Origin of the sequence: Streptomyces sp. NPDC048584 (assembly GCF_043199595.1) — a bacterium.
Classification (GTDB): Bacteria; Actinomycetota; Actinomycetes; order Streptomycetales; family Streptomycetaceae; genus Streptomyces; species Streptomyces edwardsiae.
This window is the reverse complement of sequence record NZ_JBICWF010000025.1, coordinates 1-17,419: the sequence shown is the minus strand read 5'-3', so window position 1 is coordinate 17,419 and position 17,419 is coordinate 1. Positions and strand designations below refer to the sequence as shown.

General features: G+C 71.1%; 10 protein-coding genes and 2 pseudogenes. 6 read left to right on the top strand and 6 right to left on the bottom strand.

What is annotated here, in order from left to right:
- Positions 1 to 61: 61 nt before the first annotated feature.
- The 3 genes from ACGFR9_RS34680 to ACGFR9_RS34670 all read left to right on the top strand — a co-directional run bounded on the left by ACGFR9_RS34680 (position 62) and on the right by ACGFR9_RS34670 (position 4,640).
- The gene (locus ACGFR9_RS34680; protein ID WP_393216804.1) at positions 62 to 3,073 is read left to right on the top strand and encodes a family 16 glycoside hydrolase; all 3,012 of its coding nucleotides are present in this window, start codon (positions 62 to 64) and stop codon (positions 3,071 to 3,073) included.
- Positions 3,074 to 3,137: 64 nt separating this feature from the next.
- Positions 3,138 to 3,458, top strand: coding sequence for a hypothetical protein (locus tag ACGFR9_RS34675; RefSeq protein ID WP_393216802.1), 321 nt, complete (start codon positions 3,138 to 3,140; stop codon positions 3,456 to 3,458).
- A 378-nt stretch (positions 3,459 to 3,836) separates the two neighbouring features.
- Positions 3,837 to 4,640 carry a VOC family protein gene (locus ACGFR9_RS34670; RefSeq protein ID WP_393216800.1) on the top strand — a complete coding sequence of 268 codons (804 nt, stop codon included), beginning with the start codon at positions 3,837 to 3,839 and terminating at the stop codon, positions 4,638 to 4,640.
- Here ACGFR9_RS34670 and ACGFR9_RS34665 read toward each other — a convergent pair.
- The 3 genes from ACGFR9_RS34665 to ligA all read right to left on the bottom strand — a co-directional run bounded on the left by ACGFR9_RS34665 (position 4,621) and on the right by ligA (position 8,642).
- Positions 4,621 to 5,304, bottom strand: coding sequence for a phosphoribosyltransferase (locus ACGFR9_RS34665; RefSeq protein ID WP_393216798.1), 684 nt, complete (start codon positions 5,302 to 5,304; stop codon positions 4,621 to 4,623). The two genes, ACGFR9_RS34670 and ACGFR9_RS34665, sit on opposite strands and share 20 nt — an antisense overlap.
- A gap of 85 nt (positions 5,305 to 5,389) precedes the next feature.
- Entirely contained in the window at positions 5,390 to 6,298 is a 909-nt protein-coding gene (locus ACGFR9_RS34660; protein WP_393216796.1) for an SMP-30/gluconolactonase/LRE family protein, read from the bottom strand.
- 271 nt (positions 6,299 to 6,569) lie between these two features.
- Positions 6,570 to 8,642 carry an NAD-dependent DNA ligase LigA gene (gene ligA, locus ACGFR9_RS34655; RefSeq protein ID WP_393216794.1) on the bottom strand — a complete coding sequence of 691 codons (2,073 nt, stop codon included), beginning with the start codon at positions 8,640 to 8,642 and terminating at the stop codon, positions 6,570 to 6,572.
- Positions 8,643 to 8,743: 101 nt separating this feature from the next.
- Here ligA and ACGFR9_RS34650 point away from each other — a divergent pair, with 101 nt between their 5' ends.
- The gene (locus ACGFR9_RS34650; RefSeq protein WP_393216792.1) at positions 8,744 to 9,322 is read left to right on the top strand and encodes a TetR/AcrR family transcriptional regulator; all 579 of its coding nucleotides are present in this window, start codon (positions 8,744 to 8,746) and stop codon (positions 9,320 to 9,322) included.
- A gap of 111 nt (positions 9,323 to 9,433) precedes the next feature.
- Here ACGFR9_RS34650 and ACGFR9_RS34645 read toward each other — a convergent pair.
- Positions 9,434 to 9,571 (bottom strand): annotated as a pseudogene (locus tag ACGFR9_RS34645) (lipase); the annotation flags it as partial.
- Positions 9,572 to 9,605: 34 nt separating this feature from the next.
- On the opposite strand from ACGFR9_RS34645, the pseudogene ACGFR9_RS34640 reads away from it, so the two are divergent.
- Positions 9,606 to 9,892 (top strand): annotated as a pseudogene (locus ACGFR9_RS34640) (hypothetical protein); the annotation flags it as partial.
- Here ACGFR9_RS34640 and ACGFR9_RS34635 read toward each other — a convergent pair.
- Entirely contained in the window at positions 9,876 to 10,970 is a 1,095-nt protein-coding gene (locus ACGFR9_RS34635) for a glycoside hydrolase family 43 protein (protein WP_393216790.1), read from the bottom strand. The pseudogene ACGFR9_RS34640 and the gene ACGFR9_RS34635 sit on opposite strands and share 17 nt — an antisense overlap.
- Positions 10,971 to 11,264: 294 nt before the next feature.
- Between ACGFR9_RS34635 and ACGFR9_RS34630 the strand changes: the two genes are divergently transcribed.
- Positions 11,265 to 14,540, top strand: coding sequence for a LamG-like jellyroll fold domain-containing protein (locus ACGFR9_RS34630; RefSeq protein ID WP_393216788.1), 3,276 nt, complete (start codon positions 11,265 to 11,267; stop codon positions 14,538 to 14,540).
- Positions 14,541 to 14,854: 314 nt separating this feature from the next.
- Here the strand turns inward: ACGFR9_RS34630 and ACGFR9_RS34625 are convergent, their stop codons facing one another.
- Positions 14,855 to 17,218, bottom strand: coding sequence for an AbfB domain-containing protein (locus tag ACGFR9_RS34625; RefSeq protein ID WP_393216786.1), 2,364 nt, complete (start codon positions 17,216 to 17,218; stop codon positions 14,855 to 14,857).
- Between the last annotated feature and the right edge of the window lie 201 nt (positions 17,219 to 17,419).

Below are 17,419 nucleotides of genomic sequence, written 5' to 3'. Positions count from 1 at the left end.
GCGTTTCGCCCATTCGGCACCGGAGTTATCCGGCCCTCCGGTCGACTCAGCAGGAGGAAGCATGGACGCACGGCTGTACCGGCGCGCCCGAAGATCTCTGACAGGACTGGTCGTCGGCGCGTTCGTCGCGGGCGGACTCTGGGGAGCCCCCCTGGCCACGGCCCGGCCGGCCTCCGCGTCCCAGGCGGACGTGCCGCCGCAGGAACCCGGGGTCACCCTGCGCGTCTTCGACGTCCAGGTCCCGCTCGAGAAGATCTGCACACTCAAGCCCGGACAGACCCCGAACGTCGACAAGCTGATGCCGGCCGTCGACTGGAGCACGACCGACGACTTCGGCGGCTTCAACGACAACTTCGTCACCCAGGTCACCGGCAACGTCCATGCGCCGGCGGACGGTTCGTACACCTTCCGGCTGTCCAGCGACGACGGCTCACGGCTGCTGATCGACGGTGAGGTGGTCATCGACCACGACGGGCTGCACGGTGCCGAGCCCAAGGACGGCACGGTCCAGCTCACCGAGGGCATGCACTCGTTGCGCATCGACCACTTCGAGCGCGGCGGCGATCAGGTGCTCAACCTCGCCTGGCGGCCCCCGGGCGTCGAGGGGTTCGCGACGGTGCCGAACTCGGCGCTGAGCACCGACGCCGGCGTGGTCCGGGTCACCGCCCCGGGCCGCAAGGAGTGCGAGGGCTTCCGTGACTCGCCGGGCGACGGCCTTCCGCTGAACTCGGTCCGCCCCGACCTCACGCTCACAGACCTGCGCCCCGAGGGCTTCGAACCGCAGGTCACGGGCATGGACTGGCTGCCCGACGGCCGGCTGGTGGTGAGCACCTGGGGCGGTACCGACAACACCGCCGGCGAGGTCTACGTCATGGACGAGGTCACCGGCAGCACGGGCCCGGACAAGGTGAGGGCCACGAAGATCGCCGAGGGCCTCAGGGAACCGATGGGCCTCAAGGTCGTCGACGGCACCATCTTCGTCTCCCAGAAGCACGAGCTGACGGAGCTGGGCGACAGCGACGGCGACGGCGTCATGGACGAGTTCAAGACCATCGCCACCTGGCCGTACGGCGGCAACTTCCACGAGTTCGCCTTCGGACTGCTGTACAGCAAGGGCTACTTCTATCTGAACCTGTCCGTCGCCATCAACTACGGCGGCGCCACCACGGATCCGCAGCCCGCACCCGGCCGCGGCGCGACCATCAAGGTCAACAAGAAGACCGGCAAGGTGAGTTACCTGGCCGGCGGCCTGCGCACCCCGAACGGCATCGGCTGGGGCCCCGAAGGCGACATCTTCGCCACCGACAACCAGGGCGGCTGGCTCCCCTCGTCGAAGCTGGTCCACATCAAGCAGGACCGCTTCTTCAACCACTACACCAACCCCGCCGGCCCCTTCGACTCCGAGCCGGTGACCCAGCCCGTGCTCTGGCTCCCGCAGAACGAGATCGCCAACTCGCCCAGCACCCCCCTCTACCTGACCAAGGGCCGGTTCAAGGGGCAGATGCTCTTCGGTGACGTCACCTACGGTGGTCTGCAGCGCGCCTACCTGGAGAAGGTCAAGGGCCAGTACCAGGGCGCAGTCTTCCGCTACACCCAGGGCCTCGAAGCCGGCGTCAACCGGATCACCATGGGCCCCGACGGCGCGATCTACGCCGGTGGTCTGGGCGCGGACGGCAACTGGGGCCAGGAGGGCAAGCTCCGGTACGGCCTTCAGAAGCTGACGCCGAACGGCGGCGACACCTTCGACATCCAGGCCATGCGGGTGAAGAAGGGCGGCTTCGAGCTGGAGTACACCCAGCCGCTGTCCGAGGAGACCGCTGACAACCTTGTCAGCCACTACGAGGCCCAGCAGTGGCGCTACACACCGACCCAGGACTACGGCGGCCCCAAGATCGCCGAGGAGACCCTGAAGGTGACGTCGGCCAAGCTGTCGCGGGACCGCAAGAAGGTGACCCTGGCCGTCGAGGGCCTCAAGCCCGGCCGCGTCGTCCACCTCCGCTCCCCGCGCCCGTTCAGCTCGGCGTCCGGCGAGACCCTGTGGAGCACCGAGGCCTGGTACACGCTCAACGCCATGCCGGGCAAGCAGCCCGAACAGGGCCCGCTGTACGAGGCCGAGGAGGCGTCCCTCACCGGTGCGGCCGGCATCCACACCGACCACAGGGCCTACTCCGGCAGCGGCTTCGTCGACCGGTACGGCACCCAGGGCGCCACGACGACCTTCGACGTCAAGGTGCGCAGGAGCGGGACGTACGACGTCGGGCTGCGCTACTCCAACGGACCGAACCCCTTCCAGGGCACCAAGTCCCTCTCCCTCTACGTCAACGGCGAGAAGGTGAAGCAGGCCGAGTTCCGCAGCACCGGCGACTGGGACACCTGGTCGACACAGACCGAGGCACTGCGGCTGCGTGCCGGGCACAACAGCATCGCGTACCGGTACGACGAGGGCGACACCGGACACGTCAACCTCGACCTCCTCAGCGTCGACCGGCACGGCGGCGCGGTCGAGCTGTTCGACGGTGACGGTCTGGACCGGTGGCAGCACACCGACGGCCGGCCGGTGGAGTGGCCCGTCACCGACGGCGCCATGGAGGTCTGCTGCGGGGACATCCGTACCAAGAACAGCTACGACGACTTCAAGCTGCACGTCGAGTACTGGCTGCCCGAGCTGCCGCCGGACGTCACCGGCCAGGACCGCGCCAACAGCGGCGTCTACCTCCAGGACCGCTACGAGCTCCAGATCCTCGACTCGTACGGCGACACCACGCCCGACACCAACGAGGCGGGAGCGATCTATCTCAAGAAGGCCCCTGATGTGAACGCCGCCAGGGCACCCGAGACCTGGCAGTCGTACGACATCGTCTTCCACGCGGCACGCTACGACGCCGAGGGCGAGAAGACGGCCGACGCCCGAGTCACCGTGGTGTGGAACGGCAAGAAGGTCCACGACGACGTGACCATCGACAGCCCGACGGGCGGCGGAGCCGCCGAGGGCCCCGCAGCCGGCGCCATCCGGCTGCAGGACCACGGCAACAAGGTCCGCTACCGCAACATCCGCATCGAACCGCTGCGTTAACCGGCGGTGACCGGATCGGGAGTCCCGCAGTCCGAGGAGGACGGCAGGACTCCCGATCGCTCCCGTGATCGGGCCGCCGGCTGAGGTGATCTCGCGTGCCGCGGCCGTCCGGCCGCCGTACGGGCCCGCGCCGGGCAGGTTCGCCGTGGACGCCGAGCCGGCACCGCCGAGGGCGACCGCGCTGACCACGACGGGACCGAGCGCGCTCGCCGGGCCGGCCGGATGCCGAGGCACGCTGTTCAGCGCCACGGCCTTCACGGAGCCGACGGTCGGGGCGATACGGGTCGCCCTCGGTGGTGCGCTCCTCGTCGACTTCGCGGTGCGAGGCCTTGAGGCGGGCGGTGGTGACGAGCTGCCGCCCGGGGCCTCGCGCCTTCCCTGCTGATCGGCACCGGCTTCCGTCCGCGCACCCGCGCGGTGCCGGTCGAGCCGGGGGCAGGACCGAGGAGTACGTGCTGCGCGTCCACCCGTGCGCGGCGACGTTCCTTCCGGGCCACAAGCCGGTCGTGGAGCTCTCCAGCGACGCGCCGCTCGCCGACGGCGCCGCCGCTGTCGCCGGACGCCTTCCACCTGCCGGTGGGCCGCCCCGTCACCCACAAGATCTACCGCGACGCCGCCCACCCCGCGCGGCTCCTGCCGTCCTTCACCACGGGCGGCGCGGCGGAGACGGAGTAGCGGACCGGCCCGGACGGCGAAGCCGAAGGGCGGGTGCCGGTGCCCGGTGGCACGCTGGGGCAAAAGGGCATCTGCGAAAGGACATCGCGTGATCACCACCGACTTCGCCCCCGGGGCTCCCTGCATGCTCGACCTCGGCGTCCCCGACGTCCCCACCGCCGCCGCCTTCTACGGCGCGGTGCTCGGCTGGGACTTCGAGCCCATGGGGGAGGCCGGGACGGAGGGCGTGGAAGGAGGCATGTTCCGCAAGGACGGCAAGATGGTCGCCGGGCTCGGCAAGCTCACCGAGGAGGGGGCGCGCCCGGCCTGGATGATCTACTACAGCGTCACCGACGCCGACGCCACGACCCGGGCGGTGGAGCGCGGCGGCGGCACCGTGCGCGTCCCGCCGATGGACCTCGAGCAGTGGGGGCGGATGGCCCAGTACAGCGACCCGCTGGGCGGCCAGTTCGCCGTCTGGCAGCCTCGGGAGAGCAAAGGCGTCGACCTCGTGGACGAGCCGGGCTCACTGTCCTGGACCGAGCTCTACACCAGCGACGCGGCCGCCGCGAAGGAGTTCTACGGCAGTGTCCTCGGCTGGCGGTACAGCGACATGGAACTGCCGGGCGGCGGGGGCACGTACTTCCTGATCACCCCGGCCGGGCAGCCCGAGGAGCGTATGCACGGCGGCCTCATGCAGGTCGACGAGGGAGCCCTCGCCCTGGCCGGCGGGCCGCCGTACTGGCATCCGGTGTTCAACGTCACCGACTGCGACGCCGCGGTCGCCGAGGTCAACGGGAACGGCGGGAGCGTACAGATGGGACCGGTGGACGCGGAGGGCGTCGGCCGGATGGCCGTCTGCCTCGACCCGCACCGGGCGGACTTCGTGGTCCTCACCCCCGCCCGGAGCTGAGGACCGGACCGGCAGGGTGCGGTCGCCCCGCACCCAGGGCGTCCAGCACCTCCTGATCGGTGACCCGGTGGTAGTCCTCGTACCACTCGCCGACGGACCGCAGCCGCTGAGGCCGGTACAGGGCCACCACGTCGTCGGCCTCGTCCCGCAGCGCCGCCGCGGTCTCGTGACCGCACACCGGCACCGCCAGGGTCAGCCGCAGCGGTCGGCCGCGCCGCAGACTCCGCAGGGCGGCGCGGGCGGTGATGCCGGTGGCCAGCCCGTCGTCCACGACCACGATGCTGTGACCGGCGACCTCCGGCGCGGGCCGGTCACCCCGGTACACCCGCTCCTGCCGGTGCAGCTCGGCCCGCGCCCGGTCCACCTCGGCGCCGAGTTTGTCCTCCGAGAGGTCCAGGACCTTCATACCCGTACGGTCGAACACCGGTGGATCGTCGCCGGCGACCGCCCCGACCCCCACCTCGGGGGACCCGGGGACCCCGATCCTGCGGACCACCAGGACATCCAGGGGCACCTGCATCGCCCGGGCGATCTCCGCCCCGACCGGGACGCCGCCGCGCGGCAGCGCCAGCACGGTCACGTTGGCGAGATCGCCGCTGCTCGACCACTCCAGCATCCTGACGGCCAGTTCCTGTCCCGCATGCGCACGGCTCCGGAATCGCACGGCCGGCTCCCTTCCTCCGCCACGTCCACCTGGGGTCCGGGTAACCGTGAATCCGGTGGGCCAACCGGCCCGGGGAGCGGACCGGTCAGAGGCGCGGGGCCCCCGTCACCGACATCACCAGGGAGTACAGGGAGGTGGTGGCGGTGATGAACAGCCGGTTGTTCTTCGGCCCGCCGAACGTGACGTTGGAGACCGGCTCGGGCACGCGCAGCCGTCCGATGAGGGTGCCGTCCGGGTCGTAACAGTGCACGCCGTCGTCGAGCGCGGCGGCCCACAGACGGCCCTCGTCGTCGAAGCGGATGTTGTCGAAGCGGACGTCCGCCTGCCCCTCGGCGAAGACCCGGCCACCGGACAGCGTGCCGTCGTCCCGGATGTCGAACACATGGATCCGGGCGGCCCGTGAGTCGGAGACGAGGAGGCGGCTCTCGTCGGGGGACAGGACCACCCCGTTGGGGCCGTCGAAGCCGTCCGCGGCGAGGTGGACCTCACCCGACGCCGGATCGATCCGGTACACGTTGCACGCGCCGATCTCCGGCTCGGCGCGATGACCCTCGTAGTCGCTGGTGATGCCGAAGTCGGGGTCGGAGAACCAGATCGTGCCGTCGGAGCGTACGACGGAGTCGTTGGGGCTGTTCAGCCGCTTGCCGGCGTACCGGTCGGCGAGGACGGTCAGGCTCCCGTCCGCTTCGGTACGGGTCACCCGGCGGTTGCCCTGCTCACAGGTGACCAGCCGGCCCCGCCGGTCGACCGTGTTGCCGTTGCTGTGACCGGCCGGGGAGCGGAAGACCCCCACGGCCGCGGTGGCCTCGTCCCAGCGCAGGATGCGGTCGTTCGGGATGTCGCTCCAGATCAGCTGACGCCAGGCGGGCAGATACAGCGGCCCCTCCGCCCAGCGGCAGCCGTCGTACAGGACCTCCAGCCTGCTGTCCCCGTTCACACACCGTCCGGTACGGAAACGGTCGTCCAGGATCTCGTACGGGCTGTCGGCGGGCATGGCGTCCTCTCCCGGAGAGCGATCGGAAGGGGATTCAACCACGGGCCCCGTCACGGCCTCCCGGACGGGCGTGCCACCGCGGCCGCGGCGTCGGCCTGCCCGTCCCCCCCCGCCACGCGGCGTCCGCGTCGGTGACGAAAGACCCGCGTACGGCAACACCCCGGCGACGGCACGGACGCCCCCGGCCCGCACCTTGCCCCGATGGGCCGCCGGGCACGCGGACGCCTTCACCGCGGGCCGTCGAGGCGACGGCCCGCGGTCCGCGCGCCGCTCAGTCGAGGAGGCCGGCGACCAGTACCGCGAACTCCTCCGGGGTGGCGAGGCGCAGACCGAGCTGTTCGGCCTTCGCGCGCTTGGAACCCGCGCCCTCGCCCGCCACCACCAGCGCGGTCTTCTTGGAGACGCTGGAGGAGGAACGTCCGCCGGCCCGTTCGATCAGTTCGTTCATCTCGTTGCGGGAGAGCTTCTCCAGGCTGCCGGTCATCGCGCCGGTGACCACCACCGTCATCCCGGCCAGCGGGCCGCCCTCCGCCGAAGCCTCGTCCTCGGCACCGGGAGGCGGCGGCGGAGTGGCGCCGGGCTCCGTCATGTTGACCCCGGCGGCGGCCAGCCTGTCGATGAGCGGCGCGAGTTCGGCCAGCTCCGCGACGATCGTGGGCGCCTTCTCCGACCCGATGCCCTCCACCCGCTGCATCGACTCCGCGTCGGCCGCGCGGATGTGGTCCATGGTGGCGAAGTGGCGGGCGATACGCCGGGACATGGACCGCCCCGTGCCCCGCACACCCAGCGCGCACAGCACCCGCGACAGCGGCTGTTCCTTGGCCTTGGCCAGCGCGGCGAGCAGATTGTCGGTGCTGGTCTCGCCCATCCGCTCCAGCGCGAGCAGCTGGTCGCGCTGGAGGGCGAACAGATCGGCGAGATCGGTCACCAGACCCGCCTCCACCAGCTGCACGACGCGGGTGCCGCCCAGGCCCTCGATGTCGAGCTGATCGCGCCCCGCGGCGTAGGCGAGGGACGCGACGAGATGGCAGTTGCGGCCCTGGGCGCAGCGCCAGCGCTCCTCACTGGAGTCGATCTCCGAACCGCAGCGCGGACACGACTCGGGGAACTCGATCGGCCGCTCCTCACCCGTACGCAGATGGGCCACCGGGGCCTCGATGCGGGGGATGACGTCGCCCGCGCGGTGGACCATGACATGGTCGCCCAGGCGCAGGTCGCGGCGGGTGATGTCGGCCGGGTTGTGCAGCGTGGCGTAGGTGATGGTGGAGCCGTCGATGACGACCGGTTCGAGGACACCGCGCGGCGCGATGATGCCGGTGCGGCCCACGTTCCACTCCACCTCCAGCAGCCGGGTGATCTTCTCCACGGCCGGCAGCTTGTAGGCGATCGCCCAGCGCGGCGCACGGGTGCCAGAACCCGCGGCCCGCTGGTCCTCGGCCAGGTCGGCCTTGATGACGATCCCGTCGATGCCGAAGGGCAGTTCGGCACGGAGCGCGGCGATCTCCCTCACCCGCTCCAGGGCCTCCTCCGCGCCCTCGGCGACCACGTCCGGGACGGCGGTACCGGCACTGGTGTGCACACCGAGATCGCCGGCCAGCGCCATCAGCTCGCTGTGCGCGAGCGCGTTCAGCTTCCCGGCGAGCGGGGCGTCGGTGCCGGGCAGCGGCAGCAGCCCGTAGCCGAAGAACGTCATCGGCACCGTGTAGACCCGCTCCTTCGCGCGGAGCGTGCCCGCCGCCGCGTTGCGCGGGTTGGCGAACGGCTGCCCGCCGTGCGAGGTGCGCACCTCGTTGGCATGCTCGAACTGGGCACCCGTCATCAGGACTTCGCCGCGCACCTCCACGGTGACCGGCTCGCTCAGCTGCTCCGGCAGCCCCTCGACGGTGCCGATCGCGTGCGAGACGTCCTCCCCGGCCGTCCCGTCCCCGCGGGTGATCAGCCGGGTGAGACGGCCGACGCTGTACCGGGCGGCGATCGCGAGCCCGTCCAGCTTCGGACCCACACCGAAGCGCGTGACGTCCCGGCCGGTACGGCGGGACAGCGACGCGGTCCAGGCCGTGAACTCCTCCGCCGAGAACACGTTGTCCAGGCTGAGCATCGGCACCGTGTGCGGAACGTCGCCCTCCACCGCGCCACCGGCGACCTTCCCGGTGGGGGAGTCGGGCAGTATGCCGTCCGGATGCTCCGCCTCCCAGGCCGAGATCCCCCGTACCAGCCGGTCGTAGGCGTCGTCGTCCAGCACCGAGGTGCCGCCCTCGTAATAGGCGGCCGCCGCGCGCACGGCGTCCTCGACCGCCTGGGCATAGGCGGCGGCGTCCACGATCACTGCTGCGGGTGTTGTCATACACAGCATCCTGCCTCCCACCACTGACAACGGGGTCCGACGGCACCCCTTCACCTAAAGGCTTTAGGAAGGATGCATAATCGGATCAGTTGATTGAGGGGATGATTGTGGCGGCACGTGCGGGACTGACCACCGAACGCCTGACCAGAGCGGGTGCCGAGCTCGCCGACGAGGTCGGCTTCGACCAGGTCACCGTCTCGGAGCTCGCCCGGCGCTTCGACGTGAAGGTGGCGAGCCTCTACTCCCACCTGAAGAACTCCCACGACCTCAGGACACGGATCGCCCTGCTCGCCCTCGAGGAACTCGCCGACCGCGCCGCCGACGCCCTCGCCGGACGGGCCGGCAAGGACGCCCTGACCGCGCTGGCGAACGTCTACCGCGACTACGCGCGCGAGCACCCCGGACGCTACGCCGCCGCCCAGTTCCGGCTCAGCCCGGAAGTGGCGGCCGCCAGCGCCGGAGTACGGCACGCCCAGATGACCCGCGCCCTGCTGCGCGGCTACGACCTCACGGAACCGGACCAGACCCACGCCGTCCGCCTTCTCGGCAGCGTCTTCCACGGCTACGTCAGCCTGGAGATGGGCGGCGGATTCAGCCACAGCGCTCCCGACACCCAGGACACCTGGACCCGCGTCCTCGACGCGCTGGACGCCCTCCTGCGCAACTGGCCCGAACCCTGACCGCGGACCCCGCCCGCCCCGACCCGCGGACGAGGGACAAGGCCCACCGCCTGGACCACCACACCCGTCACCGCCGATCTCGTACACGGCGCCCCGGAGCTGGAACCCACGGCTGCCGTGGTGCAGCCAGGTGCGGCGGCCAAGGGCGGAGGCGGGCTCGACGGGCGCGTCGGTGCGCAGGGCGACGAGTTCGGTGGTCTCGTTGTGCGGCAGCCAGATCTCCACGGTCTTGTCCTCGCCGGGCAGACCGGGTTCGACGGCGGTCGCGCGGGTGCGGAAGCGCTCCGTCAGCCACGGCTCCGACGCCGCGAGTCCCACCGGCACCTGGCCCGCCCGCACCGCCACACCGGGCGGTGTGGACCTGGTCAACGAGGACACACCCGGCCCCACCGCCCACGACTTCAGCCACCTTGCCGAGGGCAGGCTCCTGTTCACCGCCACGGGCGCCCCGAGGAGCAAGCCGCGGGCAGGCCGACCCTCGGCGGCGTCCGCGAACGCTTCGCCGCCCACGCCTTCACGGCCGACGGCCCGTTCGGCGACGGCGACGGCTGGCCTACTCGAAGAACTTGAGGCTCCAGCCGGTGTCCGTGTTCGGCCCCGGCACGTTGGCGCGGCTGTAGGTGGTGTTCCCCCACCAGCAGAACGTGCCCGTGTACCAGTAGCGGTTCTCCCACGTGTACGGCGTGCCCTTCGGCACCGCGTGGAACATCAGCGGGAATCGCGGTCCGGCGGGCGGGCTGGTACCGATGTCGCCGCGCAGCAGCACGAAGCTGTGATGGCCGGGGCCGTTGACGTGCAGAGTCGGGTCCCAGCCGGCCATCATGGTGGCCCGGTTCGAGCCGAAGAGGCAGCCGTTGGACTTGTACCAGTCCCATACGTACGTCGGATCGCCGCCCGCCCGCAGCCGCAGGTCGGCCACGCAGTACTGGTCGCTCCAGCTGCCGTTGGCGGAGTACGTGATGTGCAGCTGCCCGCTCGGATCCTTGATGGGCTCCGGGCCCTCGTTGATGAACGGGTTGCCGACCACCCGCTCCCAGCTCTCCCGGGGCTGCGAGATGACGTACCGGGCGCCCGTCGGCGTGGTCGGGCCGCTCATCCGGGCGATGTACAGGTTCTGCTCGACATCGGTGTCCCCGGCCCAGCCGGACCAGACGAACCAACGCTGCCCGTTGAACGTGAACAGCGTTCCGTCGATCGCCCACTTGTCGTCCGGCAGGGCCAGTTGCGACTCGGCGGAGTAGCCGCTGTCGGGACTCGCCGAGCTGATCACGAACATCCGGTGGGCCGCACCCCGCCCGGCCGTGAAGTAGATGTAATAGCGGCCGCCGTCCATCACGATCTCCGGCGCCCAGACCTCACCACGCCCACGCGTGTCCGACCAGACCTGCCGCGGGGCCGCCGAGTCCAGAGCCGCCGTCGAGGAGGCCTGCCGTACGGCGATGCCCCCGCCGGTCGACTGCACGGAGACGTATGTGCCACCGACCCGGAGCACGCTCGGATCGGCGGCCCGCAGACCGGTCTGATCCGCCTGGGCGGGTTCGGCGGACGTCAGGGTCAGCGCGGCGGCGAGCACGCCGGACAGCACGAAGCCGACCACGCCGGCCGGACGGCGGGAGAGCCTCCTCGCCCCGTCGGGGAACCTGGCCATCGTGTCCCGTCACCTCCACGCCGAGGTTTTACATCGATGAAAGACGCCCTCACAGGATTGTGACCGGCGTCGGGCCTGTCAAGAGAGCCGTCGGGCCGGGCCGATGGCCATCCCGGCGCCAGGCGGCGCGAGCTGATGGCCCATCAGCTCTGCGCGAGGCCTGGACAGCCGCCGGGCGGCGTGCTGTCATTCCGCTGCACAATGAATTTCCAACGTTGGAATAGTTTCCCGGCCGAGCCGACGGCCACCCCTGTTTCGTCCTGGCCCCATGCCCTCTGCGCGAGGAAAGGTTCGATGACAAGACAACTCCCCAGATCCCGATGGTGGACCCTGCTGACCGTGGGTGCACTGGCCCTGTCCACGGGCGCCCTGGCCCCCGCCGCGTCGGCGGCCGCGCCGATCGCCGGGCTGTCCGCCGGCCCGGCCGCCGCCGACGCCGACGCCGACGTCGTGGTGCACGGCCTCAAGGGCGAGTACTTCAGCATGTCGGAACCGGGCGCCCGGGACTTCGCCGAACTCGGCGGCACCCTGCTGGAGCCGCAGATCAACTTCTCCGGCCTCACCAGCACCTTCGAGGAGCTGACCGGGCGGACGGAGCACACGACCGCCCGCTGGACCGGGCAGATCGAGGCACCCGAAACCGGCGACTACACCTTCTACGCCATCGGCGACAACGGATTCCGGCTGTTCATCGACGACGAACCCGTCATCGACCACTGGGTGGGCGACTGGGACAGGGAACAGACCAGCGCGACGGTCAGGCTCGCCGCCGGCGAGAAGCACGACTTCCGTATGGAGATGTTCCAGGACGTCGGCGGCGCCAACATGTTCCTGCGCTGGTCGACGCCCACGATGCCCAAGCAGCTCGTGCCGACGACGGCGTTCACCCCGCCCGCCGGTTTCGAGGTCTTCCCCGTGGAGCCGACCGTCACCGAGGACGGCCGCAAGCTGCGTGCCCGGTTCGAGAACCCCGTGGGCGACCTCGCCGGAGTGGCCGGACACCTCAAGGTGGAAGCCGACACGACCGCCATGCCGGTCAAGTCGGTGGCAGCCGCCCCCGGCGACCCCAACTCCCTTCTGATCACGCTCTCCGAGCCGATCCAGAAGAACCAGCAGGTCCGCTTCACCTACGACGGCGAGGGCGGCCTCACGGCCGGCGGCAAGACCGTACCCCGTATCGTCCGCTACGCCGTGAACACCTCCACCCACCGCATCACCACCCCGTGGGGCGACAAGGTCGACACGAGGAACCCGCTGCCGGAGTACCCGCGCCCGCAGCAGGTGCGCTCCCAGTGGAAGAACCTCAACGGGCCCTGGCAGTTCAGCGGCGCCGAAGCCGGTGAGCAGCCGGTCTTCGGCAAGGACCTGGACGAGAAGATCATCGTGCCGTTCCCGGTCGAGTCGCAGCTCTCCGGGCTCGAGCGGCACGAGGACCACATGTTCTACCGCAAGCTCGTGGACGTGCCGAAGAACTGGAAGGTCGGCAAGAACGGCCGGTCCAACCGGCTCAAGCTCAACTTCGGTGCCGTCGACTACCAGGCCACCGTCTACGTCAACGGCAGGAAGGTCGCCGAACACACCGGCGGCTACAACGCCTTCACCGCCGACATCACCGACGCCCTCAAGAGCAAGGGCAAGCAGGAGATCGTCGTCGCCGTCACCGACACCGGCGGCGCCGACCAGCCGATGGGCAAGCAGTCCACCAACCCCGGCGGCATCTTCTACACCCAGTCGTCCGGCATCTGGCAGACCGTCTGGATGGAGCCCGTCGCCGAAGCGGCCATCGACAACGTCGTCACCACGCCCGACATCGACACCGGCACCCTCGCCGTGACCGTCGAGTCGGAGAACGCCTCCAAGCACGCCCGAGTCGAGGCCGTCGCCCGCGACGCCCGCGGCAAGGTCGTCGGCCGGGTCAGCGGACCCGCCGGTAGGAAGCTGGACCTGCGCGTCGCCAGGCAGCACCTGTGGAGCCCCGACGACCCCTACCTCTACGACCTCGACATCAAGCTGAAGGACGGCCGGTCCACCGACAGGGTCGGCAGCTACTTCGGCATGCGCGAGATCGGCATCGAGGAGGTCGGCGGCTTCCAGAAGCTGGTGCTCAACGGCAAGCCGGTCTTCTCCCTCGCCACCCTCGACCAGGGCTTCTGGCCCGACGGCCTCTACACCGCGCCCAGCGACGACGCCCTGGCGTTCGACCTGGAGGCGCACAAGAAGCTCGGCTTCAACGCCGTCCGCAAGCACATCAAGGTGGAGTCGCCGCGCTGGTTCTACCACGCGGACAAGCTCGGCCTGCTGGTCTGGCAGGACTTCGTCTCCGGGAACATCACCAACGAGACCGGGCAGAAGGCCTTCGTCGACCAGGGCCGGGAGATGATGCGCCAGCACCACAACTCGCCCTCCGTCATCGGCTGGATCGTCTTCAACGAGGGCTGGGGCGAGTGGAACCGCGAGGCGACCGGCAAGATCGCCGAGTCGGTGAAGGCCGCCGACCCGTCCCGCGTCGTCAACACCCACAGCGGCGTCAACTGCTGCAACTCCAAGGGTGACTCGGGCACCGGCGACATCATCGACCACCACGACTACAACAACGACGACGCGCCCTTCCCGGACCACCGGGCGGCCATGGACGGCGAACACGGCGGCTTCACGCTGCGCACCCCGGGCCACATGTGGCCGGGCACGCCGACCGTGATCTACAGCGGTGTCGGCGACAAGGAGGCGCTGACCCGCAAGTACGTCGAGAACACCGAGAAGTTCTACCTCGACCAGGCCGGCGCCGAACTCTCCGGATCGGTGTACACGCAGATCACCGACCTGGAGAACGAACTCAACGGCCTGTACACCTACGACCGCAGGGAGATCAAGGTCGACCCGGTCCGGGTCCGTGAGATCAACCGCGAGGTCATCGCGGCCGGCGCCGCCGCGGGCGACCGCGAGCCGCTCAAGGGCGGCGGGTCCTGGTCCCTCGACGAGGGAACCGGCAGCACCGCGAAGGACGACGGCCCGAACGGCAAGCCGCTCACCCTGAGCGAGGGCACCGGCTGGACCCCCGGAGTCAGCGGCAGCGCCCTGACGTTCGACGGCCAGGGCCAGTACGCCGAGACCGAGGGCCCCGTGGTCGACACCACCGGCAGCTACACGGTCTCCGCCTGGGTCACCCTCGACTCCCTGCCCGGCAACTACGCCAGCGCCGTCAGCCAGGACGGCCGCCGCCAGGCGAGCCCCTTCTATCTGCAGTACGGGCAGGGCGCGTTCGCCTTCAGCACGCCCGACGGACAGCGCGCACGACTGGCCACCACACCGGAGACCGGCCGCTGGTACCACCTCGTCGGGGTACGTGACGACGCGACGAAGCAGATCAAGTTGTACGTCGACGGCGAGCTCGCGTCGACGGCGACCGCCGGCCCCGCCTACGTCGCCACCGGCCCGCTCGCCGTGGGCCGTGCCAAGTACAACGGTGAGAACACCGACTTCTGGAACGGCGCGGTGGACGAGGTCCACGCCTACGACAAGGCGCTCACCGCCGAGGAGGTGAGCGCGCTCTACAGCGGGGAGAAGCAGTAGCCCTGTCGACGGCGGGGGGGGGGGGGGGGGGGGGGGGGGGGGGGGGGCGCGCGGGGGGGGGGGGGGGGGGGGGGGGGGGGGGGGGGGGGGGGGGGGGGGGGGCGGGGGGGGGGGGGGCCCCCCGCCGGGGGGCCGGGGGGCGGCCGCCGGGGCCCGGCCCCCGCGCCGCCCCCCCCCCCCCCCCCCCCCCCCCCCCCCCCCCCCCCCCCCCGCCCGGCCGCCCGCGCCCGCCCCCCCCCCCCCCCCCCGGGGGGCCGGGGGGGGGGGGGGGGGCCCCCCCCCCGCCCCCCCCCCCCCACCCCGCTTTCATGGCGTCAGGGGGCCCAGGGGGCCTCCACCGCCCAGGTGGTGTCCTCGGTGAAGAGGGCGGGGCCGTCCCAGGCGTGGGTGCCCCCCGGGGTCGCCAGCCACAACTCGGCGTTGTAGTGGCGCAGATACTGCTCGGGGAAGTTGTAGGCCGACAGCCTCACTCCGCCGTTCGCGCCCCGGACGGGGCAGAAGGTGGCGTCGGCGCGGAACAGGTCGCCGCTGCCGCCCTCCTTGTAGACGCGGTATGCGCGGTGGCGCAGATACTCGCCGGGGTAGTTCCGCGACTCGAACGAGTAGCAGGTGCTGTCGGCCAGACCGGGCACGATCCGCCAGGTGGCGTCGTTCCTCAGCAGCGCGTCGCTCCCGCTGTTCACGACCGCGGTGAACGCGGCACCGTCCTGGTGCCGCACATAGCGGTCGGTGTGGCCGGACGTCGTCACGCGCAGCGACTTGTACTGGCCGGTGGGCAGCGTCACGGGTGCGGTGGACGAGCGTGAGGCGTCGATCAGGGCCCGGTTGGCGGCCCTGACCCGGGCCTCGTCGACCTTGACCACCTGACGGTCGTAGGTGAGCAGGCCGTTGGCCTCGTTCTCGACGTCGGTGATCTCCGTGTAGACCGAGGCGGACAGCCCTCGCGGCATACGGACCTCACGGATTCCGTCCAGCAGGCCGATGAACCGGTTGTTCAGATGCGCGAGGTCGGGCTGGTCCTCGTAGCTGAAGCCGCCGCCGGGGTACCACTCGTGGCCGGCCACCTTGAAGCCCAGGCCGCCGAACTCGCCGAGGACGGCGGCACGGGTGGCGCTGGGCACCGTGGTGCCGGGGCCGACGTACACATGGTGGTCGACCACATCACCGTTGCCGCCGTCCACCGCCCCGCAGCAGTTGACGCCGCTCATGTTGTTCACCAGCCGGGACGGGTCGTACGCCTTCACCTCGTCGGCGATACGGGCCTGGTCGTACTGGCCCCAGCCCTCGTTCTGGTTCACCCACATCACCAGGGACGGTGAGCTGCGGTGCTGGTCGATGATCCGGTCGTACTCGGCCTCCCACTGGGTGCGCGCCGCCGAGTCGGGGGTGCGCGTATCCATGGCCGGCATGTCCTGCCACACCAGCAGTCCCAGCCGGTCGGCCCAGTAGAACCAGCGCTGCGGCTCGACCTTGATGTGCTTGCGCACCATGTTGAAGCCGAGGTCCTTGTGCTTCTGCAGGTCGTACCGGAGGGCGGCGTCGGTCGGCGCCGTGTAGATCCCGTCCGGCCAGTAGCCCTGGTCCAGGGTGCCCGTCTGGAAGACGAACTCGCCGTTCAGCACCGGGCGCAGCAGTCCGTCGACACGGGCGAGGCCGATGGTGCGCATACCGGCGTAGCTGCCGACCGAGTCGACGGCCGTGCCGCCGGACAGCAGGTCCGCCTTCACGTCGTAGAGGAAGGGGTCGTCCGGGGTCCAGCGGTGCGGGGTCGGGACCGGGACGGTGAACTCGCCGCCGACCGGTCCGGTGGCGGTGCCGACCGTGGTGCCGCCGGCGGAGACGGTGACACGGGCCTGGTGGCCGTTGATCCCCGCGCCCCGCACGGTGACCTTGAGACGGTTGTTGCTGAGGTCCGGCACCATGTCGAGGCGGGTGATGTGCGCGGCCGCCGTGGGTTCCAGCCACACCGTCTGCCAGATGCCGGACGCGGCGGTGTAGAAGATGCCCCCACCCGGATGGGGTGTCACCTCGTTGATGCGCTGCTTGCCGACCGCCTGGCCGCCGGTCTGGCTGGGGTCCCAGACGGAGACGACGACGGTGTTGGTGCCGCCGTTCAACAGGTCGGTGATGTCGTAGGAGAAGGAGTCGTAGCCGCCGCTGTGGGTGGCGCCGGCCTGCCGGTCGTTGACCCACACGGTCGTACGCCAGTCACTGGCACCGAAGTTGAGCTGGACGCGGCGGCCGTTCCAGTTCGACGGAACGGTGAAGGTGCGCTTGTACCAGAGTTTGTCATTCTGGGTGATCCTGCGCTGGATGCCCGAGAGCGCGGACTCGGCGACGAAGGGCACCCGGATCTGCTCGGTGAACGCGGCGGGCCGGCCGGCGTCCGCCGAGGTGACGGCGAAGTCCCAGACACCGTTGAGATTGGCCCAGTCGGGGCGGGTGAGCTGCGGACGCGGGTACTCGGGCAGCGGGTTGTCGACCGCGACCTGACCGGTCCAGGGGGTGGTCATCGGCGCGGGCTTCGGGGTCCACGCCTGAGGTGCCGCGGCCACGGTACCGGAGACGGTGAGAACCGTACCGGCGACGAGGGCCAGGACCGCGAGCACGGTGGCGACCCAGCGTGCCCGCCGTCCGGACCGGGGCAGGTGCGGTGGTGGTGCGGGTGTTCGACGCATCGTCACTCCTAGGGAAGTGGGGGTGGGAGACGTGCGCGTGCGGAAACGGCCGGTCGCGCGATGGAGCGTGACCGGCCGCCTGGTACCCGGGTGGGGGGGGGGGCCGCCCCGCCCCCCCCCCCCCCAAAAAACAAGGAGGGACGCGCCCACCCAGGCGTGGGGGACCCCCCCCCAGCCACGCACACCCCCCCCACCCCCCAC

Bases quoted from the DNA above. Each gene is read 5' to 3' on its own strand.
- ACGFR9_RS34635 (WP_393216790.1), bottom strand. From the start codon at position 10,970: ATGGCCAGGTTCCCCGACGGGGCGAGGAGGCTCTCCCGCCGTCCGGCC.
- ACGFR9_RS34660 (WP_393216796.1), bottom strand. From the start codon at position 6,298: ATGCCCGCCGACAGCCCGTACGAGATCCTGGACGACCGTTTCCGTACC.
- ligA (WP_393216794.1), bottom strand. From the start codon at position 8,642: ATGACAACACCCGCAGCAGTGATCGTGGACGCCGCCGCCTATGCCCAG.
- ACGFR9_RS34650 (WP_393216792.1), top strand. From the start codon at position 8,744: ATGATTGTGGCGGCACGTGCGGGACTGACCACCGAACGCCTGACCAGA.
- ACGFR9_RS34680 (WP_393216804.1), top strand. From the start codon at position 62: ATGGACGCACGGCTGTACCGGCGCGCCCGAAGATCTCTGACAGGACTG.
- ACGFR9_RS34630 (WP_393216788.1), top strand. From the start codon at position 11,265: ATGACAAGACAACTCCCCAGATCCCGATGGTGGACCCTGCTGACCGTG.
- ACGFR9_RS34625 (WP_393216786.1), bottom strand. From the start codon at position 17,218: ATGCGTCGAACACCCGCACCACCACCGCACCTGCCCCGGTCCGGACGG.